This window comes from uncultured Allobosea sp. (genome assembly GCF_945957345.1).
Taxonomy (GTDB): Bacteria; Pseudomonadota; Alphaproteobacteria; order Rhizobiales; family Beijerinckiaceae; genus Allobosea.
The window spans coordinates 1-24,128 of sequence record NZ_CAMFKW010000023.1; the positions used below are offsets into that span (position 1 = coordinate 1).

25 protein-coding genes and 1 pseudogene are annotated in these 24,128 nt (G+C 66.0%); 9 read left to right on the forward strand and 17 right to left on the reverse strand.

The features are described 5' to 3' along the window. A pseudogene (locus Q0Q36_RS12920) lies at nt 1-284 on the forward strand (invasion associated locus B family protein); the annotation flags it as partial. 121 nt (nt 285-405) lie between these two features. Here Q0Q36_RS12920 and hspQ read toward each other — a convergent pair. Both hspQ and Q0Q36_RS12930 read right to left on the reverse strand, forming a co-directional pair. Then, a complete protein-coding gene (hspQ, locus tag Q0Q36_RS12925) occupies nt 406-735 on the reverse strand; it encodes a heat shock protein HspQ (protein WP_047578680.1) in 330 nt (109 codons plus the stop codon). Nucleotides 736-846: 111 nt separating this feature from the next. Then, nucleotides 847-1,896, reverse strand: coding sequence for a CoA ester lyase (locus Q0Q36_RS12930; RefSeq protein WP_293798578.1), 1,050 nt, complete (start codon nt 1,894-1,896; stop codon nt 847-849). Nucleotides 1,897-2,085: 189 nt separating this feature from the next. Between Q0Q36_RS12930 and Q0Q36_RS12935 the strand changes: the two genes are divergently transcribed. From Q0Q36_RS12935 to Q0Q36_RS12955, 5 genes are all read left to right on the forward strand, one after another. Beyond that, a complete protein-coding gene (locus Q0Q36_RS12935) occupies nt 2,086-3,030 on the forward strand; it encodes an IS1595 family transposase (RefSeq protein ID WP_293798579.1) in 945 nt (314 codons plus the stop codon). 279 nt (nt 3,031-3,309) lie between these two features. Beyond that, nucleotides 3,310-3,588: a DUF3892 domain-containing protein gene (locus tag Q0Q36_RS12940; RefSeq protein WP_293798580.1), complete on the forward strand. Its 279-nt coding sequence runs from the start codon at nt 3,310-3,312 to the stop codon at nt 3,586-3,588. Between the two features lie 125 nt (nt 3,589-3,713). Beyond that, a complete protein-coding gene (locus Q0Q36_RS12945) occupies nt 3,714-4,388 on the forward strand; it encodes a hypothetical protein (RefSeq protein WP_293798581.1) in 675 nt (224 codons plus the stop codon). Nucleotides 4,389-4,624: 236 nt separating this feature from the next. Then, a complete protein-coding gene (locus Q0Q36_RS12950; RefSeq protein ID WP_293798582.1) occupies nt 4,625-5,596 on the forward strand; it encodes an AEC family transporter in 972 nt (323 codons plus the stop codon). A 72-nt stretch (nt 5,597-5,668) separates the two neighbouring features. Continuing rightward, the gene (locus Q0Q36_RS12955; protein ID WP_293798583.1) at nt 5,669-6,787 is read left to right on the forward strand and encodes a CaiB/BaiF CoA-transferase family protein; all 1,119 of its coding nucleotides are present in this window, start codon (nt 5,669-5,671) and stop codon (nt 6,785-6,787) included. 8 nt (nt 6,788-6,795) lie between these two features. Here Q0Q36_RS12955 and Q0Q36_RS12960 read toward each other — a convergent pair whose 3' ends face one another. Next, nucleotides 6,796-7,971 carry a UbiH/UbiF family hydroxylase gene (locus Q0Q36_RS12960; RefSeq protein ID WP_293798584.1) on the reverse strand — a complete coding sequence of 392 codons (1,176 nt, stop codon included), beginning with the start codon at nt 7,969-7,971 and terminating at the stop codon, nt 6,796-6,798. 133 nt (nt 7,972-8,104) lie between these two features. On the opposite strand from Q0Q36_RS12960, the gene Q0Q36_RS12965 reads away from it, so the two are divergent. Both Q0Q36_RS12965 and Q0Q36_RS12970 read left to right on the forward strand, forming a co-directional pair. Then, complete coding sequence (locus tag Q0Q36_RS12965; RefSeq protein ID WP_293798585.1) at nt 8,105-9,079, forward strand: quinone oxidoreductase; 975 nt, start codon at nt 8,105-8,107, stop codon at nt 9,077-9,079. A 131-nt stretch (nt 9,080-9,210) separates the two neighbouring features. Further along, nucleotides 9,211-9,537: a hypothetical protein gene (locus tag Q0Q36_RS12970; RefSeq protein WP_293798586.1), complete on the forward strand. Its 327-nt coding sequence runs from the start codon at nt 9,211-9,213 to the stop codon at nt 9,535-9,537. Nucleotides 9,538-9,549: 12 nt separating this feature from the next. On the opposite strand, the gene rimO is transcribed toward Q0Q36_RS12970, so the two are convergent. From rimO to Q0Q36_RS13040, 14 genes are all read right to left on the reverse strand, one after another. Continuing rightward, nucleotides 9,550-10,869, reverse strand: coding sequence for a 30S ribosomal protein S12 methylthiotransferase RimO (rimO, locus tag Q0Q36_RS12975; RefSeq protein WP_293798587.1), 1,320 nt, complete (start codon nt 10,867-10,869; stop codon nt 9,550-9,552). A 209-nt stretch (nt 10,870-11,078) separates the two neighbouring features. Beyond that, nucleotides 11,079-11,945, reverse strand: a complete 867-nt coding sequence (locus tag Q0Q36_RS12980) for a sulfurtransferase (protein WP_293798588.1) — start codon at nt 11,943-11,945, stop codon at nt 11,079-11,081. Next, a complete protein-coding gene (locus Q0Q36_RS12985) occupies nt 11,942-12,379 on the reverse strand; it encodes an OsmC family protein (protein ID WP_061968013.1) in 438 nt (145 codons plus the stop codon). Before Q0Q36_RS12985 ends, Q0Q36_RS12980 begins: the two co-directional genes overlap by 4 nt. A gap of 199 nt (nt 12,380-12,578) precedes the next feature. Beyond that, the gene (locus Q0Q36_RS12990) at nt 12,579-13,625 is read right to left on the reverse strand and encodes a sulfate/molybdate ABC transporter ATP-binding protein (protein WP_293798589.1); all 1,047 of its coding nucleotides are present in this window, start codon (nt 13,623-13,625) and stop codon (nt 12,579-12,581) included. Nucleotides 13,626-13,649: 24 nt separating this feature from the next. Beyond that, on the reverse strand, nt 13,650-14,540 hold the full coding sequence (gene cysW, locus Q0Q36_RS12995; protein ID WP_293798590.1) for a sulfate ABC transporter permease subunit CysW: 891 nt from the start codon (nt 14,538-14,540) through the stop codon (nt 13,650-13,652). After that, nucleotides 14,533-15,429 carry a sulfate ABC transporter permease subunit CysT gene (gene cysT, locus Q0Q36_RS13000; protein WP_293798591.1) on the reverse strand — a complete coding sequence of 299 codons (897 nt, stop codon included), beginning with the start codon at nt 15,427-15,429 and terminating at the stop codon, nt 14,533-14,535. Before cysT ends, cysW begins: the two co-directional genes overlap by 8 nt. Nucleotides 15,430-15,439: 10 nt before the next feature. Beyond that, nucleotides 15,440-16,480, reverse strand: a complete 1,041-nt coding sequence (locus Q0Q36_RS13005; protein WP_293798592.1) for a sulfate ABC transporter substrate-binding protein — start codon at nt 16,478-16,480, stop codon at nt 15,440-15,442. Between the two features lie 171 nt (nt 16,481-16,651). Then, nucleotides 16,652-18,109 (reverse strand): siroheme synthase CysG, encoded by a 1,458-nt coding sequence (gene cysG / locus Q0Q36_RS13010; protein WP_293798593.1) that lies wholly within the window; start codon nt 18,107-18,109, stop codon nt 16,652-16,654. After that, nucleotides 18,106-18,360, reverse strand: a complete 255-nt coding sequence (locus Q0Q36_RS13015) for a hypothetical protein (protein ID WP_293798594.1) — start codon at nt 18,358-18,360, stop codon at nt 18,106-18,108. The genes cysG and Q0Q36_RS13015 overlap by 4 nt, the downstream gene beginning before the upstream one ends. A gap of 2 nt (nt 18,361-18,362) precedes the next feature. Beyond that, complete coding sequence (locus Q0Q36_RS13020) at nt 18,363-18,887, reverse strand: DUF934 domain-containing protein (RefSeq protein WP_293798595.1); 525 nt, start codon at nt 18,885-18,887, stop codon at nt 18,363-18,365. A 10-nt stretch (nt 18,888-18,897) separates the two neighbouring features. After that, nucleotides 18,898-20,544, reverse strand: a complete 1,647-nt coding sequence (locus Q0Q36_RS13025) for a nitrite/sulfite reductase (protein WP_293798596.1) — start codon at nt 20,542-20,544, stop codon at nt 18,898-18,900. 2 nt (nt 20,545-20,546) lie between these two features. Then, nucleotides 20,547-20,903, reverse strand: a complete 357-nt coding sequence (locus Q0Q36_RS13030) for a DUF2849 domain-containing protein (protein WP_293798597.1) — start codon at nt 20,901-20,903, stop codon at nt 20,547-20,549. After that, complete coding sequence (locus Q0Q36_RS13035) at nt 20,903-21,217, reverse strand: 2Fe-2S iron-sulfur cluster-binding protein (RefSeq protein WP_257732935.1); 315 nt, start codon at nt 21,215-21,217, stop codon at nt 20,903-20,905. The genes Q0Q36_RS13030 and Q0Q36_RS13035 overlap by 1 nt, the downstream gene beginning before the upstream one ends. Before the next feature lie 218 nt (nt 21,218-21,435). Then, a complete protein-coding gene (locus tag Q0Q36_RS13040; protein WP_293798598.1) occupies nt 21,436-22,410 on the reverse strand; it encodes a Gfo/Idh/MocA family oxidoreductase in 975 nt (324 codons plus the stop codon). Between the two features lie 200 nt (nt 22,411-22,610). On the opposite strand from Q0Q36_RS13040, the gene Q0Q36_RS13045 reads away from it, so the two are divergent. Beyond that, nucleotides 22,611-23,651 carry a zinc-dependent alcohol dehydrogenase family protein gene (locus Q0Q36_RS13045; protein WP_293798599.1) on the forward strand — a complete coding sequence of 347 codons (1,041 nt, stop codon included), beginning with the start codon at nt 22,611-22,613 and terminating at the stop codon, nt 23,649-23,651. Nucleotides 23,652-24,128 lie beyond the last annotated feature (477 nt).

Below are 24,128 nucleotides of genomic sequence, written 5' to 3' on the forward strand. Positions count from 1 at the left end.
TCATCAACGCGATGAAGAAGGGCACGAACCTGAACGTCAGCGTCCAGAACCAGGGCGGCCGCGAGCTGACCTTCACCATTCCGCTGGCCGAGTTCGCCAAGGGCTTCGACGGCGCTGCGATCGATCCGAAGGTGCTCGAGGACCAGCAGAAGCAGCTCCAGGACGAACTCGCCAAGCGTCAGGAAGAGCTGCGCCAGCGCCTTGGCGCCGGCGGCGCTGCTGCCCCGGCCCCCGGCGCCGCGCCGGCCGCACCTGCCGCGCCGGCGACACCGCCGAAGCCCTGAGCGGCGACGCGATAGCCTGAAACGAAAAAGCCGGTCCCTCGCGGGGCCGGCTTTTTCGTGGCTGTTGCTTCGTTGCCGAGGGAGCGTCCGCTGGGAAGGGCAGATCGTTGCCCGGCAGGCGTCAGTTCAGGTCGGCGCGGTCCAGCTTGTAGCGGCCCTTGCGGTCGCGCCGGAAGAATTCCTTGGCGCGCGGATGGCGCACGGGCTCGCCGGAATCGTCGTCGACGAGGTTCTGCTCGGAGACATAGGCGACGTATTCCGCCTCCTCGTTCTCGGCGAAGAGATGGTAGAAGGGCTGGTCCTTCGACGGGCGCATCGCTTCCGGAATCGCCATCCACCACTCCTCGGTATTCGAGAAGACCGGGTCGACGTCGAAGATCACGCCACGGAACGGGTAGATGCGGTGCTTGACCACCTGCCCGATCCTGAACTTGGCCGAACGCGCTTCCATGACAGATCCATCTCGCGCCGGCCAATGCGCCGCCGGCTTAGGTCTTGCCGCCTTGCGCAAGCAATGCGTCGTAAATGCGTCGAAATCAATCGATCGGGACCGGCCGTCCCATCACATTCCGTAGCGCTCCGCCAGGGCGGGGTCGCGCGCCGCGACCTGCACAGCGAGATCGACGATGACCTTCGCCTGTTTCCAGGTGGCGTCGTCCTGCATCTTGCCGTCGATCATCACGGCGCCGGAGCCGTCCGGCATCGCCTCCAGGATGCGCTTGGCGAAAGCGACCTCCGCCGGATCGGGACTGAAGACGCGCTTGGCGATGGCGATCTGCGAGGGGTGCAGCGTCCAGGCGCCGGCGCAGCCGAGCAGGAAGGCGTTGCGGAACTGCGCTTCGCAGGCCGCTTCGTCGGCGAAATCGCCGAAGGGGCCGTAGAACGGCTTGATCCCGGCCGAGGCGCAGGCATCGACCATCTTGGCGAGCGTGTAATGCCAGAGATCCTGCTGTGCCACGGCGCGCGATCCGCCATCGGGGGAGAGGTCGGCGATCACCTTGTATTCGGGATGCCCGCCGCCCACGCGAGTGGTCTTCATCGCGCGCGAGGCGGCAAGGTCGGCCGGGCCGAGGCTCATGCCATGCATGCGCGGCGAGGCGGTGGCGATCGCCTCGACATTCTTGACGCCTTCCGCCGTCTCCAGGATGGCGTGGATCAGGATCGGCTTGCGTAGCTGATGCCGCGCCTCGAACTGCGCCAGCAACTGGTCGACATAATGGATGTCCCAGGGGCCTTCGACCTTCGGCACCATCACGACGTCGAGCTTGCCGCCGATCTCGCCCATGATCGCGGTGATGTCGTCGAGGAACCACGGCGAGTTCAGCGCATTGACGCGTGTCCACAGGCCGGTCTTGCCGAAATCGACAGCCTTGCCCATGGTGATGAAGCCGTCGCGCGCCGCCTGCTTGGCCTCGACCGGGATCGCATCCTCAAGATTGCCGAGGACGATATCGACCTGACCGGCGAGCTCGCCGACCTTGGCCCGGACCTTCTCCAGATGCGGCGGCACGAAATGGATCATCCGCTCGAGCCGCAGCGGCAATTCGCGGAAGGGCTCCGGCGCGCCGATCGCAAGCGGGCGGAAGAACTGGCGCGGCGTCCTGGTCGTCATCGGCGGCTCCATGCTGCAATGCAGCGACTGTGGCGGAGACGCCGGGCGCCGTCCATGGTTCTTTCGGCGGCGGATGGGGCAATAAGCCTAGGTTGTTAATCCTATGGTGAAGCATGGGTAATTTATCACATTTATATACTTGACAAAGCAGCCCTTAGGCCTATGATCCTAAGCCATAGGAGCAAGGCAATGTCTGGCGCACTCGACAACCCGATTTTCACCGACGCCGACAAGGCTCGCGAGCATCTGGAAGCCCAGCGTTGGCCGAACGGCGCGGTCTGTCCGCATTGCGGCAATGCCGATCCTTCCCGCATCGCGGCGTTGAAGGGCAAGGCTCATCGTCCAGGCCTCTATCAGTGCGCCGAATGCCGCGAGCAGTTCACCGTGACGGTCGGCACCGTCTTCGAGCGCTCCAAGATCCCGCTCAACAAGTGGCTCCTGGCCGTGCATCTGATGTGCGCCAGCAAGAAGGGCATGAGCGCACACCAGCTCCACCGCATGCTTGGCGTCACCTACAAGACCGCTTGGTTCATGGCTCACCGCATCCGCGAGGCCATGCGTGACGAGAACCCGGAACCGATGGGCGGCGAGGGCCAGATCATCGAAGCCGACGAAACCTATTTCGGTGACAAGGAAACCATCACCAAGCGCACGAAGCGCGGCAAGTCTGGCCTCGCCAGCAAGCGCGCAGTTGTCGCCCTAGTTGAGCGCGGCGGCTCGGTTCGTTCCTTCCACGTCGATAGGGCCGATGTGACCTCGATCCGCGAGATCGTCGTCACCAACGTTCGCCGCTCGTCATCGCTCCATACCGACGAAAGCAAGCTCTATACGAAGACCGGCACGGAGTTCGCCGCCCATGAGACGGTGAAGCATTCGGCTGGCGAGTACGTTCGCGGCGCGATCCATACCAATACGATAGAAGGCTTCTTCTCTGTCTTCAAGCGCGGCATGAAGGGCGTCTATCAGCACTGCGCCGAGAAGCACCTGTTCCGTTATCTCGCGGAATTCGATTTCCGCTACAACAACCGCACCAAGCTCGGTGTCAGCGACGTTGAGCGCCGCGACAATGCCTTGAAGGGCATTGACGGCAAGCGCCTGACCTATCGGCGGATTAACGGCACCGCGTTCGCTTAAGCAGAAAGCGAGGCGTCTCTTACGGAAGAGACGCGCGAAATCAAAATAGGTGCGGACAACCCGCCGTGGTCAACTTGCGCGAGCAGACCGAATCGCTCCAGCCTCCCCAGTTGATCGCCGGAAATGGAAACGCCACCGGGGTTAGGAGCCCGGTGGCGCGGAAATTTCTGGACCGCTTAACCCCTAGCCGGGCTGCGGGACAGGCTGTGAAGCGGTTCGGAGTTGACTCCCGAATCGTGCCTTTGGTCAAGCCCGGCTTGAGCACCAAAGGTATGCAAAATGGCCGAACAATTTCAGGTGACTTGCCACAAGCCCGATGACGGAGACCGTGATCGCCGCATCGAAGGCCTTGGGGGCCCCAGCGGCGGCGGTTGGTATCGCGATATCGACCAGCTTATCGCTTGGATCGAAAACGGGACCTACCAGTTCTGGACCGTCGACACCGCCGGCAATTCCGTGTGGATCGAGGTCAAGGAACGTAACCGCCGGAAGTACCTCAAGACGACTTCGGACGGGGTTGAGCCGAATAACCTCCTGGCACTCCCTCACTGTCCTTAAGCCCGTTTGGGGCTACTGGCTGGCCGGCTTTCTGTCGGCCAGCTTCATGCGGCTTCGGCGGCGTCGACAGCATCCGCTTTAGCACCTCGTCTCGGCGCTTATCGCCCTCTGTCTTTGAGGCCCCCATGTCTGACGATCCTTCACAAATAAACTTGCCGCCCGAGCCGGCGGAGCTTGGTCGCTTTTGGTGGCCTTCGTTAGAGCATCACGCAACGGCGCTTGGCTATCTGTGTATGTGTCACGCCAATCTGGAATATGACGTAAATAGCCTGCTAGAGGTGCTTCTGGGCTGCTCCTTTGACGAGCGCCGCGCAATAATCGATGCGACCGGCGCTTCTCTACAGACCCGCTGCGACCTCGCCCTCAAATTGGCCATCATCAAACAGCCGTACGATAGGTGGTTAGCCGCTTTGGAAGACACTCTAAAGTACATAAAAGCCGAGCTGTGCCCGAAGCGTAATCGCCTAGTTCATGACAGCTGGGCTCAAACGCAATCAACCCCTGTTCAATTTGACGTTCGCGCGAATATTCAACAATCGCAATCCAGGATGCCGAAGCAAATCTCCCCCATGAAAATGGCGGAAAGAGATCTGCAATCGATATGGAACTTGAATAACGATTTTAACCGAGCGGCAGGCGCCCTCATGAACTTGCGGTTTTGCTATTTGGAATGGCGTGACAAAGGGCTTGAACTAGACATTCACGGGCTATCAATTCCGGCGAGTAAGCCGCCTCGTCAAGCGCCTCCCCAAGGTGGGCGCGCAAAGCGCAAACAGCCGCCTCGATCATCTGAGGCGTGATATCGATATCGCGTAGCTCTGTGCCGGCCTGTCCCGGGTCACGCTGATTCGTCATGTCTGCTTTGTCAAGTATATAATTGCGTAATTTATCCTAGGTATCCTGTCTCTTTATTGCATTGGGTGAGGGCGAGCACGCTCCAAAAGCCCTTGCCGCCTTCGAGTCATGCGCTAGATGCAGATGTCCGCCGGGTTTGGTCGAAAGCGGGCGCCTTCTCCGCAGGACGAAAACGCCGCCGATGGCCGACCTCCTCAGCATCTTCAATCTGGTCGCGCCGTTCTTCGGGCTGATCCTGCTCGGCTTCGCCATCGGCCGCTACAAGCAGTTGCCGGAGGAGGGGCTGGCCTGGCTGCAGTTCTTCCTGATCTATGTCGCGCTGCCGCCCCTGTTCTACCGGCTGATCGCCGACAAGCCCTTGAGCGAGCTCGCCAACTGGAAATTCATCGCGGGCACCACGACGGCGACCTTCTGCGCCTTCAGCCTGTCGCTCGTGATCGGACTCAGAGCTGCCAAGGGCGACCTGCCGCAAGCGGTGATGCAGGGTGTGGCCGGGGCCTATTCCAATATCGGCTATATGGGCCCGCCTTTGATCCTGGCGGCGCTGGGGCCGGAGGCGAGCGCGCCGGTCGTGCTGATCTTCGTCTTCGACAGCGTCCTGCTGTTCTCGCTCGTGCCGCTGCTGATGGCCGTCGCTGGCGTCGAGAAGAAAAGCCTGCTCGCGACGGCAGGCGAGGTGGTCTGGCGCGTGCTGACCCACCCGTTCAACGTTGCGACGCTGGCGGGCGTGCTGGCGAGCTATCTCAAGTTCGAATTGCCGGTAGCGCTCGACCGGATCGTGCTGTGGCTGTCGCAGGCTGCGGCGCCCTGCGCGCTCTTCCTGCTCGGCGTCACCGTAGCACTGAGGCCGATGAAGCGGATGCCGGCCGGCGTCCCGGCTCTGGTCTTCATCAAGCTGCTGCTGCATCCGCTCCTGGTCTGGGTGCTGCTCTCGGCCATCGGCGGCATCCCGATCAACTGGATCTATGCCGCGATCATCATGGCGGCGCTGCCGCCAGCGCTGAACATCTTCGTCATCTCGACGCAGTACAAGGTCGGGATCGAGCGTGCCTCGGCCTGCATCCTCGTCGGCACCATCGTCTCGACGGTCACGCTCTCGGGCTTCCTGTGGCTGGTGAAGACAGGCAGGATAGCGGCCGATCTGTTTCACTGAAGCATTGTCGAGCGAAGTGGACGCCGGTTAGCGTGAAGAAAATGCGTTGAAGCAAAGAATCTGAGGGTGCCGATGCTGCCGCTGGACGACCTGCTGGTCCTCGATTTCTCGACGCTCCTGCCCGGGCCGCTGGCGAGCCTGTTCCTCTCGGAGGCGGGCGCACGCGTCATCAAGGTCGAGCGGCCGGGCGGCGAGGACATGCGCGGCTTCCCGCCGCGCTTCGGCGAGACTGCAGCGCCTTTCGCGGTGCTCAACCGGGGCAAGGATTCGGTCGAGCTTGATCTCAAGGCGCCGGACGCGCTGGCGCGGCTGACCCCGCTGATCGCGAAGGCCGATATCCTGATCGAGCAGTTCCGGCCAGGCGTGATGGAGCGACTCGGCTTCGGCCATGAGGCGCTGAAGGCGATCAACCCGCGCCTGATCTATTGCTCGATCAGTGGCTACGGCCAGCACGGTCCGCGCGCGCAGGAGGCCGGGCACGACATCAACTATCAGGCGCTCGGCGGCCTGCTTGGCCAGTCGTTGAAACGCGGCGAGGCGCCGCCTCTGCCACCGCCGCTCGTCGCCGACATCGCCGGTGGCACGATGCCGGCCGTGCTCAACATCCTGCTGGCCTTGCGCCAGCGCGACCGCACCGGGCAGGGCTGCCATCTCGACATCGCCATGGCCGACGCAATGCCGACCTTCGCCTGGTACGGGCTCGCGCAGGGGCAGGTGACCGGTTCCTTCCCCGATGGCGGCGAGGGCCTGCTGACCGGTGCGAGCCCGCGCTACGGGCTCTATGCCACCGCCGATGGCTGGTTTCTGGCGGTCGGCGCGATCGAGCCCAAGTTCTGGCTGGGCTTCTGCGAGGGGATCGGGCTCGACGAGAGGCTGCGCGACGACCGCCGCGACCCGCAGGCGACGCGGGCCGGAATCGCCGCCATCATCGCCAGTGAAAGTTCTGCCTATTGGCGCGCGCTCATCGAGCCGCTCGACTGCTGCTGCACGGTGGTGCGGACGCTGGAGGAGGCGGTCTCCGATCCGCAGATGAGCGCCCGCGGTCTGCTTGACGCGCAGGTCGAGGAACCCGGCGGCCGTCGCCTCGTCTCGACGCCGTTGCCGCTGGCACCAGTCTTCCGCGAGCAGGCGGCCGGGTTGCGGAAGGTCGTGGCGAGCGGGGCTGATACAGGCAAGCTTCTCGGCGAATAGCGACGCGCTCAGGCGCGCGCGCCGCCGGCCAGCCCTTGCCGCATCACGAGGCGTCGCAGCGGCCCGATCCGCGACAGCGCCAGCAGGCCGGCACCGCGCATCAGGTCGGCGGGCAGCAGATCGGTCAATAGCGTGCGGTTGAGCATATCGACCGCGCCGGTACGCAGACGGACATCTGTCCGCCGAGCCCCGTCATAATCGGCGATGACGCTCGGCGCGCCGGCATCCGTGGCGCCCGCCAGCGCCTCGCTCAGCGCCGTGACATCGCGCAGGCCAAGATTGAGCCCCTGCGCGCCGATCGGCGGGAAGACATGCGCGGCCTCGCCGATCAGCGCCACGCGCCCGGCACCGAAGCGCTCGACCGAGAGCCCCCCCATCGGCACCTTGCCGCGTGGGCCCGACACCGTCATTGCCCCGAGCAGAGACTGCACCTGCCGCTCGACTCGCAGGGCGAAGGCCGCATCATCGAGCGCGGTGAGGGCCGGAGCCTCCTCCGGATCGACGAGCCAGACCAGCGAGGAGCGCCGGCCGGGCAGGGGCACGATCGTGCACGGCCCCTTGCGCGTATGGAATTCCGTCGAGGTTTCCTGATGGTCGCGGCGGTGATCGAAGATCGCGGTTAGCGCGATCTGCGGATAGCGCCAGTCGCGGCTTTCGATGCCGGCGGCCGCGCGCACCTGCGAATTGCGCCCGTCGGCGCCGACGACGAGCCGGGCCTTCAGCGCTGCGAAGCCTTCACCGGATAGGCGCACGCCGTCCGCTTCCGGCTCGACGGACCGGACGAATCCGGGGATCATGCGTAGTCCTGACAGCGCACCGGCCTTCTCGGCGAGTATCGCCGTCAGGTCGGCATTCTCGATATTCCAGCCGAAAGCCTCCAGCCCGATCTCGGAGGCACGGAATTCGACTGGCGGCTGGCGGAACAGGCTGCCGCTGTCATCGACGAGCCGCATCACCGCGAGCGGCGCGGCCTTCTCAAGCAAGGCATCCTGCACGCCGAGCTCGGCCAGCATCCGCCAGGAGCCGTCGAGCAGCGCGACGGTGCGCCCGTCGCGCGGCGTCGCAACCGGGCCGAGCAGGGCGACGCTGCGCCCCTCGCGGCTCAGCGCCAGCGCGGCTGCCAGCCCGACGGCACCGGCGCCCACGATGGCGATATCGACCTGATCGGCAATGTCCGTGCTCATCGCTCCTGGCTAGCCGATGCGCCGCGTCTTGGCCACGGGCCGCAAAGTCGCAAGGTGCGTTCTGCGTCGGGCACGGATGCCTTTCCCGCCCGATGAATTATGGTCGGGCATCCATCCGTAGGAGATGCCTTTCATGGTCAAAGCCATTCGCGCCCATAAGACCGGCGGCCCCGAGGTCCTGCAGTTCGAGGACATCACGCTGCCGCAGCCCGGCCCCGGCGAAATCCTGATCCGCAACCGGGCAATCGGCCTGAATTTCATCGACACCTATTTCCGCTCCGGCCTCTACCCGGCGCCGCAGATGCCGTTCACGCTCGGCAACGAGAGCGCCGGTGACGTGCTCGCCGTCGGTCCGAATGTCACCGAGTTCAAGCCGGGTGACCGCGTCGCCGTGGTCGCAGGGCTCGGCGCCTATGCCGAGGAGCGCATCGTGCCGGCAGCTTCCGTCGTCGCGCTGCCGGAGGGCATCTCCTACGAGGCCGCCGCCAGCATGCTGCTGAAGGGGCTGACGGCCGAATATCTGTTGCACCGGACCTACAAGGTGAAGCCGGGCGACACGATCCTGGTCCATGCCGCGGCCGGCGCCACCGGCCTGATCCTCTGCCAATGGGGCAAGGCTTTGGGCGCGACCGTGATTGGCACCGTCGGCTCGAAGGAGAAGGCGGAGCTCGCCAAGGCGCATGGCGCCGATCACGTCATCAACTACCGCGAGGAGGATTTCGCAGCGCGGGTGAAGGAGATCACCGGCGGGGCGCTCTGCGACGTGGTCTATGACGGCGTCGGCAAGGACACCTTCATGAAGTCGCTGGACACGCTGAAGCCTTTCGGCCTGATGGCGAGCTTCGGCAATGCCTCGGGCGCGGTCGAATCCTTCAATCTCGGCATTCTTGCCGCCAAGGGCTCGCTCTATGTGACGCGCCCGACGCTCAACACCCACACGGCCAAGCGCGAAACCATGATCGCGATGGCGAAGAACCTGTTCGACGCCGTGCTGAGCGGCAAGGTCAAGGTGCCGGTCAACGCGACCTTCCCGCTGAAGGACGCAGCGGATGCGCATCGGGCGCTCGAGTCGCGTGGGACCACGGGCTCGACCGTCCTCATTCCCTGAGATTGTTTGACGTGAATGCGATGCGCCCGGTCGTCCGGGCGCATTTTTCATGGGGTTATGAACCCGGACCTGAAGTGCCGCGACGAATCGGGGTCAGCGCATGCTGGCGACCATTCAGGACCTCGACGCTCATGTCGTCCAAATTTCAGACCGCCGCTTTCCTCGTCGCCGTCATCGCCCTCTCGGGCGTCGCGCTGGCCCAGCAGGCCAAGGGAATCGGTGGAGCGCCCACCCCGACCGAAGCGATCCTGCAAGGCGCCGAGAAGGGACGCATGCGCGTGCCCGGCCCGGTGCGCCTGCGCTATGCGCAGACCGGGTGCACCAGCGGCATCTGCAGCGAGCCACCCCGAGAGGTGGAGCAGGCCGAGACCGTGGCGGCGAGCGACGCTTGCAGCAGCCTCGGCACGGCGCGTGACCGCAACGGCCGCGCCATCCGCCGGCTCTGCACCTTCAACTGAGGGTGTGACCGCTCAGACTGCGATCCCGTGGAGATCGTAGGCGTCGGCGCGCTCGATCTTCACGGTGACGATGTCGCCGGCCCGCAAGGGCCGGCGGCTCGCGACATAGACATTGCCGTCGATCTCCGGCGCGTCCCATTTCGAGCGGCCCTTGGCCACTGTCGGGCCGGCTTCGTCGATGATCACCGGGATGCGCTTGCCGACGCGGCCCTTGACAATGCGGGCGGAAATCTCGGCCTGCGCCTTCATGAAGCGATGCCAGCGGGCTTCCTTGACCTCCTCGGGAATGAGGGCGAGGCCAAGATCGTTGGCGGGTGCCCCCTTGACCGGCTCGTATTTGAAGGCGCCGACGCGCTCCAGCTTCGCTTCCTTCAGCCAGTCGACGAGGATGTCCATGTCCTCCTCGGTCTCGCCGGGGAAACCGACGATGAAGGTCGAGCGGATGGCGAGGTCCGGGCAGATGTCGCGCCACTTCCGGATGCGGTCGAGCGTGCGGTCCTGATGGGCCGGGCGTTTCATCGCCTTGAGGACATTCGGCGAGGCGTGCTGGAACGGGATGTCGAGATAGGGCAGCACGAGCCCTTCCTGCATCAGCGGGATGACCTCGTCGACATGCGGGTAGGGATAGACATAGTGCAGGCGCACCCACATCCCCATCTGGCCGAGCTCCCGGGCGAGCTCGAAGAAGCGGGTGCGGATCTCGCGATCCTTGAACATCGAGGGCGCATACTTGATGTCGAGCCCATAGGCGCTGGTGTCCTGCGAGATCACCAGCAGTTCCTTGACGCCGGCCTTGGCCAGCTTCTCGGCTTCGCGCAGCACATCGCCGATCGGCCGCGAGACGAGGTCGCCGCGCAGCTTCGGGATGATGCAGAAGGTGCAGCGATTGTTGCAGCCCTCTGAAATCTTGAGATAGGCGTAGTGCCGCGGCGTCAGCTTCACGCCCTGATCGGGTACGAGATCGACGAAGGGGTCGTGCTTCGGCGGCACGGCCTGGTGCACGGCCGAGACGACGCTCTCATAGGCCTGCGGGCCGGTGATCGCGAGCACGTTCGGGAAGACGTCGCGGATCTGCTCGGGCTCGGCGCCCATGCAGCCGGTGACGATCACCTTGCCGTTCTCGGCCATGGCCGAGCCGATCGCTTCCAGCGATTCCGCCTTGGCGGAGTCGAGGAAGCCGCAGGTGTTGACGATGACGAGGTCGGCCCCGGCATGGCTCTTCGAGAGCTCGTAGCCCTCGGAGCGCAGCGAGGTGATGATCCGTTCGGAATCGACGAGCGCCTTGGGGCAGCCCAGCGAAACGAAGGAGATTTTCGGCGCGACGGCGTTCATCGGCTGATGGCTCGATTCAGAATGTCAGGAAGCGGCGCAGCTCAAGCGCGCGCTGCTCTTTGAAGCCTTTTTCGGCTTTTTGCAAATTAAGACTGGAGGCTCTGCCGTCATGCTCGCCCTTGTGGCGAGCATCCATGTCTTGAACACCGCCCTCAATGGGCGAAGACGTGGATGGTCGGGACAAGCCCGACCATGACGGAAAGGGAGCGTCAGGCCGCCTTGCCGGTCGCGACCGGGCGGTCCGGATCCTGCGTCCAGTCGGTCATCGAGCCGTCGTAGAGCGCGACCTCGTCGCGGCCCAGAACCTCCGACAGCACGAACCAGTTCGCCGCCGCCGAATGGCCGGTATTGCAGTAGGAAATCACCGGTCCCTGCGGCACGGCCGAGAAGAGTTGCTCCAGCTCGCGGGTGGCTTTCAGCTTGCCGCTGCCAGGCTCGAAGGCACCGGCATAGTCGCGCTGGATTGCACCGGGAATATGCCCGGCCCGCGCCGCTTCCGCCGATTTCTCGCGGCCTTCGAAATAGCTGGCACCGCGCGCATCGACGAGGCTCGCCTGCTTGCTTCTGGAGGCGACGAGGGTCGAATCTGCGGTGCTACGCAGGGCCTGCTGCGCCACCACCGGGTAAGCGGCCGCGCTCTTCGGCTTGGAGGCACCAGTCTCCACCGGGCGCTTCGGATCGGCCCCCCAGGCCTTGAAGCCGCCGTCGAGGATGGCCTGCTGGCCGTGGCCGATGAATTTCAGCGTCCAGTAGACCCGCGCTGCCGCGGCGAAATCGGTCGCGGCGGTCCCGGCGGGCACGATGACGACATCATCATGCGGCTTGATGCCGAGCCGGCCCGCGAGCGCGGCGAGATGGTCGAGCGGCGGCAGCATGCCCGGCGCATTGCCGATCTTGGACCGCCAGCCATCTGCGGCGTAGTCGGAATGGACCGCGCCGGGGATATGACCGGCCTCGAAGGCCGCCTTCGCGCCGTCGGCCGCGGTGCGGATATCGATGATGACGAGGTTTTCGTCGCCAAGCCGCGCGGCGAGCGCGTCCGGCGTGATCAATCCGGCGAATTCAGCCCGGCTCATTCAGCAGCCTCCTTGTGCAATTCGTCGATCACTTCGAGGCTGTAGCTCATCTCGGCGGTCGCCCCGAGCATGATCGAAGCCGAACAGTATTTTTCCTTCGACAATGTGACGGCCCGCTCCGCCTTGGCCTGGGACAGGCCCTTGCCGGTGATGCGATAGGCGAGGTGGATCTTGGTGAAGACCTTGGGATCGGTCGTGGCGCGCTCGGCCTCCACATCGACCTCGCAGCCGGTGATGTTCTCGCGGCCCTTCTTGATCATCCCGACAACATCGAAAGCGGTGCAGCCGGCGAGCCCGATCAGCAGCATCTCCATCGGCCGGATGCCGAGATTGCGCCCGCCATATTCCGGCGCACCGTCCATGATCATGGCGTGCCCGCTGCCGGATTCGCCCATGAAGGCCATGCCATCAACCCATTTCGCGCGTGCTTTCATCGCGATCTCCCATGCAAATCACTGGCAGCAGGGATAAGCCCTCGGATCGCCCATGGCGATAGCTGCTCTCGACGCACCTTCCGTCATGGTCGGGCTTGTCCCGACCATCCACGTCTTCGCTGGTCGAATGCCGTGTTCAAGACGTGGATGCTCGCCACAAGGGCGAGCAGGACGGCTTATCTGCCCGGAGTCGTTGGGATCACGCCGCCGCAAACAGGTTGCCATGCGTGATCCGCAGCCGAATGCGCTCGCCGATCGCCGGGGCGACCTGACTGGCGAGATCGACCTCGAGGCGCTTCTTCAGCCCTTCGACCGCCACCTCCGCCCGGCGCAAGGGCCCGTTGCGGCGCAGGTGCTCGACCGTGCCGGGCAGCGCCAGCGGCGTCTCGTCGACGATGCGCAGATGCTGTGGCCGGACATAGAGCGAGGCCGGGCCGCCCTGGTTCTGCGACAATCCGCCAAGCACCGGCCGGTCGCCGAAGAAGGCCTGGCTGCCGACGACCTTGACCGGAAGCTTGTTCACCTCGCCCAGAAACTCGCAGATGAAGGGCGTCGCCGGATGGTCGTAGACATCGTCGGCCGAGCCGACCTGCTCGATGCGGCCCTCGTTGAGGATGGCGACGCGGTCGGCCAGCTCCAGCGCTTCTTCCTGATCGTGCGTGACGAAGACGGTGGTGTGGCCGGTGCGGCCATGCAGTTCGCGCAGCCATGCCCGCAGGTCCTTGCGGACCTTGGCATCAAGCGCGCCGAACGGCTCGTCGAGCAGCAGGACGCGCGGCTCGATGGCCAGTGCACGAGCGAGCGCGACGCGCTGGCGCTGGCCGCCGGAGAGCTGGCTGGGATAGCGCTTCTCCAGTCCCGGCAACTGAACGAGGTCGAGCAAATCACGGACGCGCTTGCGGATTTCGTCGTTGCTCGGGCGCTCATGCCGCGGCCGGGATTTCAGCCCGAAGGCAATGTTTTCGGCGACGTTCATGGTCTTGAACAGCGCGTATTGCTGGAAGACGAAGCCGATGCGGCGGTCGCGCAGCGAGAGTTCGCGCGTATCGGTCTCGCCGAACAGCACGCGGCCGCGATCGGCCTCTTCCAGCCCGGCGATCAGGCGCAGCAGCGTGGTCTTGCCCGAACCCGAGGGACCGAGCAGCGCGACCAGCTCTCCCGGCTGGATATCGAGCGAGACGCCCCGCAGCGCCGGGAAGTTCTCGAAGCGCTTTTCGATGGTCTCGATGGTGACGGCGACCGACATGGCGAGAAATCCTTCGTCTGTGGGTCAGTGATGGCGGCTGGCGGAGATCACATCGCCGTAATGCCATTCCAGCAGGGTCTTGAGCACGAGGGTGACGAGCGCGAGCCCTGCCAGCAGCGAGGCCACCGCGAAGGCGGCCGCGCCCATGTACTCATTGTAGAGGATCTCGATATGCAGCGGCATCGTGTTGGTCAGGCCGCGAATCTTGCCCGAGACGACCGCCACCGCGCCGAATTCGCCCATCGCACGGGCATTGCAGAGCAGCACGCCGTAGAACAGGCTCCATTTCACGTTCGGCAGCGTGACGCGGAAGAACACGCGCCAGGGCGACGCGCCGAGCGTCAGCGCAGCTTCTTCGTCGGATGATCCCAGCGACTGCATATGCGGGATCAGTTCGCGCGCCACGAAGGGGAAGGTGACGAAGACCGTGGCGAGGATCAGCCCCGGCAGCGCGAAGACGATCTTGATGTCGTTGGCTTGCAGCCACGGCCCGAAATAGCCCTGCGCGCCGAAGAGCAGCACGAAGACCAGGCCTGAGATTACCGGCGAGACCGAGAAGGGCAGGTCGATCAGGCTGATCAGCAAATCCTTGCCGCGAAATTCGAACTTGGCGATCGCCCAGGCGGCGGCGATGCCGACGATGACGTTGAAAGGCACCGCAATGGCGGCGACCAGCAATGTCAGCTGGATCGCCGCCTGCGCATCCGGCTCGGTGATCGCGGCGCGATAGGCCTCCCATCCCTTGGCGGCGGCCTCGACGAAGACCGTGACCAGCGGCAGCAGCAGGAAGAGCAGCAGGAATACGAGCGAGACCGCGATCAGGATGACCTGCACGACGGGGCTTTCTCCGCGCGCCCGGCTGGCGCTGCGACGGGGCTCCTGGGCGCTGGCGGAAGGCAGGGTCGCATCAGACATCGCCGAACCTCCGGCGGGCGCGGGCCTGGATCAGGTTGCCGGTCAGGATGAGCGCAAAGGAGATCAGCAGCATCATCGTGGCGACCACCGCCGCGCCGGCATAGTCGAACTGCTCGAGCCGGATCACGATCAGGAGCGGTGCGATCTCCGAGACCATCGGCACATTGCCCGCGATGAAGATCACCGAGCCGTATTCGCCGACCGCCCGCGCGAAGGCCAGGATCGAGCCGGTCATCAACGCCGGCAGGATCTGGGGCAGCACCACCCGGAAGATCGTCCGCGAGCGGCTGGCGCCGAGCAGCGCGGCGGCCTCCTCGACATCGCTCTGCAGCTCCTCCAGCACGGGCTGGACGGTGCGCACCACGAAGGGCAGGCCGATGAAGATCAGCGCCACCATCACGCCGAGCGGTGTATAGGCGACCTTGCCGTCGAAGCCGAGGGAGAGGCCGGTGAAGGGGATGGTCAGCTTGAAGGCGAGCGGCGCCAGCAGCGAGCCGACCCAGCCGTTGGGCGCATAGATCGCCGCGAGCGAGATGCCGGCGACCGCTGTCGGCAGGGCGAAGGGCAGGTCGACGGCCGCATCGATCAGGCGGCGGCCGGGAAAGTCATAGCGCACCAGCACCCATGCCAGGATCAGGCCGAAAACCGCGTTGACCAGCGCTGCGAACAGCGCTGCGCTGAAGGAGAGCTTCAGCGCAGCGAGCGTACGCGGGGAAGTTGCCACCGCCCAGATATCGGCGGGGCCGGCGCTGGCGGCCTTAAGGAACAGCGCCGCCAGCGGGATCAATACGATCAGCGACAACGCCGTCACGGTGATGCCGAGCGCCAGCCCGAAGCCGGGCAGGATGCTCGGCTCGCGCCAGCGGAAGGTCGTCGTCGCCGCCGTCATGCAGAAACCCTCAGCGCGCAGGCTTGTAGAGCTGGTCGAAGGTGCCGCCATCGCCGAAATGGGTCGGCTGCGCCTTCTTCCAGCCGCCGAAGACGTCGTCGATCGTCACGAGCTCGACTTTCGGGAAATTGGCGATGTCCTTGGCGTCCGCCGCTTCCGGGTTGCGCGGCCGGTAGAAGTTGCGGGCGATGATCGCCTGCCCCTTCGGCGAGTACAGGAATTCGAGATAGGCCTGCGCCTGCTCGCGGGTCTTCTTCGCGTCGACATTGGCATCCACCAGCGCGACCGGCGGCTCGGCCAGGATCGAGAGGCTCGGCACGACGATGTCGAACTTGTCGGCGCCGAACTCCTTCAGGGCGAGGAAGGCCTCGTTCTCCCAGGACAGGAAGACGTCGCCGATGCCGCGCTGGGTGAAGGTCGTGGTTGCGCCGCGCGCGCCGGTGTCGAGCACCGGGACATTGGCGAGCAGCTTGCCGATATAGTCGCGCACCTTCGCCTCGTCCTTGTTGAAGGCCTTCTCGGCATAGGCCCAGGCGGCGAGGTAGTTCCAGCGCGCGCCGCCCGAGGTCTTCGGGTTCGGCGTGATGATCTGCACGCCCGGCTTCACGAGGTCGCCCCAGTCCTTGATCGCCTTCGGATTGCCCTTGCGGACGAGGAAGACGATCGTCGAGGTATAGGGCGAGGAATTATGCGGCAGGCGCTTCTGCCAGTCGAGCGGCAGCTTCTTGGAGCGCTCGGCCACGGCATCGATGTCGCCGGCCAGCGCCAGCGTCACGACATCGGCATTGAGCCCATCGATCACGGTGCGGGCCTGCGCGCCAGAGCCGCCATGCGACTGGCGGATCGTCGAGATTTTCTTGTCAGGGTGCTTCGCGTTCCATTCAGCGAGGAAGGCGGCGTTGATGTCGCGATAGAGTTCGCGGGTCGGGTCGTAGGAAACGTTGAGGAGCTCGGTCTGGGCGCGGGCTCCGGCGACGACGCCGAAGCAGAGCGTGAAGGCTCCCAGAACAAGGCCGGCCCGGAGAAGGCGGGGAAACACGGGTCGTGTCATGTCAGGGCTCCGTTGCGTTCACGGCGAGGCTCGAAGCGTCGAGCCGTTCTGAAAAACAAACGAAACGTACTGAATTGTCGGCCTTGTCTCAAGAACCCGCAGCAATGGGCGCCTTCTAAACTTGGACGCTGGAGGAGAAAACGCATCTCCGGCGCTGTCGTTCCGGCCGGATCAGGCTCGGCGGCGATCCTCGGCCGGCTTCGCTTCGGCGAGGGCTGGGCCGAAGGCATGGCCGAGCAGGACGAGAACAGGACCATTCGCCGGCAATTCGCCGAGCCGTTCCGGCAGCTCCGCGATGGTCGCGGCAACACGCTTCTCGTCAGGGCGCGTAGCAGCGAGCACGGCGACGGCCGGCGTCTGCGGGTCGAGGCCGGCGGCAATGGCGCGCTCGCGGAAGCCGGGCAGGGTGGCGCGAGCCATGTAAATCACGGTCGAGGCGGCAGGATCCGCCATCGCGCGCCAGTCGAGATCGTCGGGCAGCTCGCCCTTGCGCGAATGGCCGGTGACGAATTGCAGGCGACGCGCATGGTCGCGATGGGTCAGCGACAGGCCGAGCGAGGCCGCCGCGCCCTGCGCCGCCGAGATGCCCGGCACGATTGCTACGGGCACGCCGGCCGCCTGGCAGGCCTCGATCTCCTCGCCGGCGCGGCCGAAGATGCCGGGATCGCCGCCCTTCAGCCGCACGACATGCTTGCCCTGCAAGGCCAGCGAAACGATCAGCGCGTTGATGTCGCCCTGCTTCACAGAGGGGCCGTAGCCGGTCTTGCCGACCAGCATGCGCCTGGCCTCGCGCCGGGCGAGTTCCAGCACGCCCGGCGAGACGAGGTCGTCATAGAGGATGATGTCGGCGCTCTGCAGGGCGCGGATCGCCTTCAGGGTCAGCAGTTCCGGGTCGCCAGGCCCGGCCCCGACCAGCGTGACGCGACCCTTGCCGTCATGGGCGGCTTCGATCCGGGAGAGCTTCGCGAAAAGCTCGGCCTCGTCATCGAGATTCGGCGTGCGCTCCGGCTCGGCCATGGCCTTGCCGGCGAATAGTTCCCAGAAGCTTCGGCGCAGCGCGAAGGGCAGTTCGCGGGCCTGGACAGCGGGGCGCCAATCGGCGGCGGCCTGTGCCCAGTTCTTCAATCCCGCTGGCAGCAGTGCTTCGATCTTGGTGCGGATCGCCTGGCCGAAGACCGGCGCCGCGCCATCGGTCGAGACCGCGACGATCAGCGGCGAACGGTTGACCAGCGCGCCGAAGGCGAAATCGCAATGCTCGGGCTTGTCGACGATATTGACCGGCACGCCTGCCTGCCGCGCCGCCGCGACAAAAGCGTGGACCGCATTGGCATCGTCCAGGTCGGCGACCGCGATCGCGGCATCGGTGAGATCGTTGGCCAGCCAGGCGCGCTCATGGATATGGACCCGGCCGCCGATTTCGCCCTGCACCAGTCCTGCGAACAGCGCCTGCTCGCCATCGGCGAAGACATGAAGCTGCGCTCCCGTCGCCGCGAGCAGCTCTGCCTTCCAAAGCGCGCCTTCGGTTCCGCCGGCGAGCACGACCTTGCGCCCGTCCAGCTTGTGGAAGAGCGGCAGCGTCGCCAGCGGCTCGATGCGGGCCGCGGTGGATTCGGGCTGTCTGTCGGTCATCGGGTCGTCGCTACGGCCTTTTCGTCAGCCGCACGGTGCCCGCCGCCTGCCGGCGGCATCAGCAGCCACAGCGCGGCCAGTGCCAGGATGATAAGGCGAAAGCCGAGATCGAACCAGCGCCCGCGAGCCTCGCTTGCAGATGGGTGCGGCGACAACGTTTCAAACGCGATGTCCGATCCGTCCCCGTCGATGGGCGTGGCGATGATGTGGACACGCTTGATGGAACCGTGGGTCGCGGTCGAGATCGTCATGCTCACTCCGCTGCGATGAGGGCCGAGGCCCGCGCCACCCGGCGCTGGTCGAGGACGTTGCGGCCGCTCTCGCCGTAGCCGCGCTGATAGGTCGCGCTGAACGAGTCTTTGGCATGCAGCCATTGCGGCACCGGCTGGCGGGCGGCGTTCGGCTCCGGCAATTCGATCGTGTCGAAGCCGCAGGACAGCGCATAGGCGAACTGGTCGGCGATCAGCGGGCCGCTGGCGCGAACCTCACCCGCGAAACCCGCGCGTCGTATTTGGCGTGCCAGGCTGAAGCCGCGCCCGTCCGAATAAGCCGGAAAGGCAATGGCGACGAGCGCCAGCCGCGGCAGGAAAGGCGCGAGTTCGGCGAAGGGCACGTTGTTGGGGATCAGCACGCCGATCACCTGTTCGGGCTCCTGCGCGTCGAGCGCCTCGACGAGCACCTCCCAGGGCACCAGCGCGGCCGGGATATTGCCGATCGCCGCGCCCTCGCTGCGGGTCCAGCGGTCCTCGGCGTTTCCGTTCCGGTCAAGCAGCGGCACGGGCGGTCTCCTAGAAGGCGGCCTTGAACGGCCCGAGGCCGATGCGGCGGATAGTGTCGATGAAGCTTTCGCCCTCGCTACGCGCCGCGAGATAGACGCCGACGATCCGTTCGATCGCGTCCGGCACCTCTTCAGCGGCGAGGCCCGGCCCGAGGATTTCGCCGATCGCGGCCTTCTCGGTGGCGTCGCCGCCGAGCGTGATCTGGTAGGATTCGATGCCACGCTTCTCCAGGCCGAGAATGCCGATATGGCCGACATGGTGGTGGCCGCAGGCATTGATGCAGCCGGAGATCTTGATGCCCAACGGCCCGATCTCGCGCTGGCGGGCTTCATCCGCGAAACGCTGCTGGATCGCCTGCGCGATCGGGATCGAGCGGGCCGTCGCCAGCGCGCAATAGTCGAGGCCGGGGCAGGAGATGATGTCGGTGACGAGTCCGACATTGGCCGTGGCGAGACCGGCCTCGCCGAGCTCCTGCCAGATCGCGTGGAGGTCGCGCTGGCGCACATGCGGCAGCACGAGGTTCTGCGCATGGGTGACGCGCAATTCGTCGAAGGAATAGCGCTCGGCCAGATCGGCGACGCGGCGCATCTGCTCGCTGGTCGCGTCGCCCGGCGCCTGGCCGACAGGCTTCAGCGAGATCGTCAGCGCCGTGTAGCCCGGCGCCTTGTGCGGGACGGTGTTGACCTCGACCCAGCGGGCAAAGGCCGGGTTCGCCGCCTTGGCCGCTTCCAGCGTGTTGCTGACGGCCGGCAGCACCTCGTAGCGCGGCGGCGCGAAATAGGCGGCGATCCGCGCGACCTCTTCCGGATCGGCATTGATCGAGGGGCCGTCGAGCTGGGCGAATTCCGCCTCGACCCGGCGAGTGAATTCCTCGGCGCCGATCTCGTGGACCAGAATCTTGACGCGCGCCTTGTACTTGTTGTCGCGCCGCCCCTCGAGATTGTAGACCCGCATGATCACCTCGAGATAGGCGAGCAGGTCCTTCTTCGGCAGGTAGTCGCGCACCACCTTGCCGATCATCGGCGTGCGGCCGAGGCCCCCGCCGACGCTGATCTCGTAGCAGGTCTCATGCGTGTCGGGATGGCGGCGCAGGCGCAGGCCGATATCGTGCGCCTTGATCACCGCCCGGTCTGCTTCGGCACCCGTCACCGCGATCTTGAACTTGCGCGGCAGGTAGCTGAATTCGGGATGGGCCGAGGACCATTGCCGGATCAGTTCGGCCGTCGGGCGCGGATCCTCGATCTCGTCCTGCGCGACGCCGGCGAAATGATCGGCCGTGACGTTGCGGATGCAGTTGCCGGAGGTCTGGATGCAATGCATCTCGACATCGGCGAGCAGGCCGAGGATTTCAGGCACGTCGCGCAGCTTCGGCCAATTGAACTGCAGGTTCTGGCGCGTGGTGAAATGGCCGTAGCCGCGGTCGTAGCGCTCGCCGATCAGCGCGAGCTGGCGCAATTGCCGCGAGTTCAGCGTGCCATAGGGCACGGCGATCCGCAGCATATAGGCGTGGAGCTGGAGATAGACGCCGTTCTTGAGCCGAAGCGGCTTGAACTCGTCCTCGGTCAGCGAGCCGTCGAGCCGGCGTGCGACCTGATCGGTGAACTGGGCCACCCGCTCCCGGACGAAACGCTCGTCGAATTCGTCGTAACGATACATGGTTAGCCCTTCGGCGCGGAGGCGATGCCGTCTCCGGCCTGCTTGCCGAGATCGGGACGATTGCTGGGGCCGAGCGTCTTGAAGCGCTCGCGGAAATGGCGCGGCACCGGGCTGCCGCTCTCGATGGCGACATCGACGAGATAGGCATCGACGACCTTGTTGTCGCGCAGCTCGGCGGCCGCGAAGGCTTCGAGCTTTTCGGCCGCTGTATCGTCAGCCGCGACCAGCGCGAGCGCGGGATCGCGCGTCCAGGCCAGCGGGCCGGCGCCGTCAATGAAGGCGAAGACGACATCGCCGTCGAGCAGGTCGTTGGCGAGGAGGATCGCCGGCAGGGGAACGCGTTTCGCTTGGGCGGCCATCACGCGGCCTCCGCGAGCGTCAGCGTCAACCCGTCGAGATCATCGGCCCAGATGATCTGGCAGGAGAGGCGCGAGGTCGCTTCGATCAAGGGCAGTTCGTCGAGCGCGTCGATCTCCTCGTCGCGCGGCTCGGGCAGCTTCCCGGCCCATTCCTGCGCGACGATGACATGGCAGGTGCCGCAATCGCAGGAGCCGCCGCAGACGCCCTCGATGCCGACCTTGTAGTCGCGCAGGATCTCCATGACCCGCCAGCCTTCGACGGCTTCGAGTTCATGGCTCCGGCCCTGTCGATCGATGACGTTCAGAACTGCCACGATAACGCCCACCCCCGTTCGGTCTTTCGAACAGAGGTTTTACGCTACGGACGGGGTAGGGCTCAATTCACATCAGGTAGTCGGTTTTTTCGAATTATCTCGGCGGTAGAGTAGAATTATCCCAAGAAGCGGTTTTCCAGCCGATCTGCCGCAAAATTGTGCCATTCGGGCAGCGCCTCGCGCCTCGCTTGGTAGGCTGCCCGGATGCAGGCCGCGCCTCAGGCACTTTTCAGGATCGTCTCGACGATGTCCTGCACATCGAACGCTTCACGCAAGGTCGCGAGATGATGCGGCTCGCCGCGTGTCAGCTTCGCCACGCCTTCGAGCTGGCGACGCAGCGCCAGCGGGCGTGCCTCGTTCTGGGAGAGCGCTTCCGGATCGGGCTGCCAGCTTCCATCGGCGAGGCGGCGCTCGGCGCGCGACCAGTCGCAGAGCCGGACCGCACCCTTATCCCCCTCCAGCGTCCAGACGTTATGGTCGTCCTTCGTGGTCGTGCCGACGCTGCCGGTCAGGGTAACGGGGAGGGCGCCTGCGGTCAGCGTCGCCTCGATCCGGCGCTCGCTCTTGCCGGCTTCGGGATACGAGGCCTTGGCGGCAAGCCCAGCGAACGGTCCGGCGATGCGGCGGGTCAGGAACAGGAAATGCGAGATGACCTCGCGGGTGAAGCCGCCCTGCGCCGTGCGGTCGAGCCAGCCGGCGGCATCGACCTGCCAGGAGCGCGGCCAGTTCGCGAAAGCGACTTCGATCGCGACGCGCTGCGGCGTCCCGACCGCTCCGGAATCGATCCACTCGCGCAAGCGCTCCACCGCCGGCGACGAGGCGAAGGGGAAGTTCACAGCGCCGCGTTCGCCGGCCTCGGCAACGAAAGTGCGGGCATCCTCGACATCGACGGCCAGCGGCTTCTCGCAGAACACGGCCTTGCCCGCTGCAAGCGCCGCGCGCGCATGACTGAGATGGGACGACGGCGGCGAGGCGATATAGACGCAGTCGCTCGCTGCAATCAGGGCCGCGGCGTCTGGCTGCTGCGCCACCGACGGCAGGGCGGCGCCGATCCGCGCCATCGCCTCGGCGGACGGATCCCAGATGCCCGCAACGCGCAGCGCCGTTTGCGGTTGGTCGAGCGCGGCGCGCAGCATGCGCTCGCCCATGATGCCGGCGCCGACGAGGCCAAGGGAAATCGGGGTATCGGTCATGGATGTCTCGCTTGCCGGATCTTCGGGCCGGCTGCTGTTTCTCTGGAGAAGGCTCGCTTGTCCAGTGACTCGGCCCCGGCAGCGGGATCGACGTCCGGTTCGCATGAGCGCAGGGCAGGGGCCCACCGCCACGCCGCGCGGTTGACGCTTCTCCCCGTGCTGCCCCATGACACCGGCCTCGACCGAAGGAGGCCCGCCCCATGAAAGCCGTTGTCTACAAAGCCTTCGGGCAGGCCCCCGAACTGCGCATCCTGCCGGACCCGACGCCGGAGCCGCACAGTGTCATCATCAAGGTCGAGGCGACGGGCCTGTGCCGCAGCGACTGGCATGGCTGGGTCGGCCACGATCCCGATATCCGCCTGCCGCATGTGCCGGGCCATGAGCTGGCCGGCGTCATCGCCGCGGTCGGCCGCAGCGTCGTGCGCTTCCGCGAGGGCGACCGCGTCACCGTGCCCTTCGTCTCGGGCTGCGGCTCCTGCCCGCAATGCCATTCCGGCAACCAGCAGGTCTGCGACGACCAGTTCCAGCCCGGCTTCACCCATTGGGGCTCGTTCGCGGAATATGTCCGGATCGACCGGGCCGATTTCAACCTCGTGCGCCTGCCCGACGAGATCGACTTCGCCACCGCCGCCAGCCTCGGCTGCCGCTTCGTGACCTCGTTCCGCGCCGTGGTCGACCAGGGCAAGGTCACGGGCGGGCAATGGGTCGCCGTCCATGGCTGCGGCGGCGTCGGCCTCTCCGCGATCATGATCGCCAATGCGCTCGGCGCGAATGTCGTCGCGGTCGATATCTCCGACGACAAACTAAAGCTCGCCCGCGCGGTCGGCGCCGCGGTGACGATCAACGCGAAGTCCCAGCCCGATGTCGTCGCCGCCGTGCGCGACGCCACCGGCGGCGGCGCCCATGTCTCGCTCGATGCGCTCGGCCACCCGCAGACCTGCTTCAACTCGGTGGCGAACCTGCGCAAGCGCGGCAAGCATATCCAGGTCGGGCTCCTGCTGGCGGAGCAGGCGACGCCGCCGATTCCGATGGCGCAGGTCATCGCCCACGAGCTCGAAATCCTCGGCAGCCACGGCATGCAGGCGCATCGCTACGGCGCGATGCTCGACATGATCAGCGCCGGCAAGCTCACCCCGCAGCAGCTCGTCGGCCGCCGCATCGACCTCGCCGAATCGATCCCCGCCCTGATGGCGATGGACCGCTTCGAGGGCACGGGCGTGACGATCATCGACCGGTTCTGAGCCGCACTCATACCGATCCGCGCCCGGCGGGAGCCGCCGGGCGTTGGCGATGACGGGGCTGGCGGAGCGCCGCGAGGCGCGTTGGTGGTGACCGCATCCGTTGAGCCGGGATGCGGGCGAAGGGATTGAGCCACCCTTCGCACGCCCCGTGGCGCTCCGCCTTCGGCGTTCTTGCAGACTTCAGGCCGCGCTTCCGTTGGGCGGCTCGAAACGATCGTGGACGGCGCCACGAGCCAGTTCCCCTCATCGGGTCGTCGCTCTTCCGCCGGCAGCAACCGCCGCGCCACCTCTCCTAGCGAGGCTCCTCGCGCAGGGACCGTAGTATCCCCAGGGCGGTGCCCCGAAGCCTCCCGGGAGCGGGGCGTAACCCCCGCCCGCAGGCGCCGACCCTCACCCAACCTCCAGCATACCTCCGGACGGCCGCCCCGTTTGGGTGATGGGCGAGGGCAGGATAGGGCGGGTGAGGAGGGGCGGGGA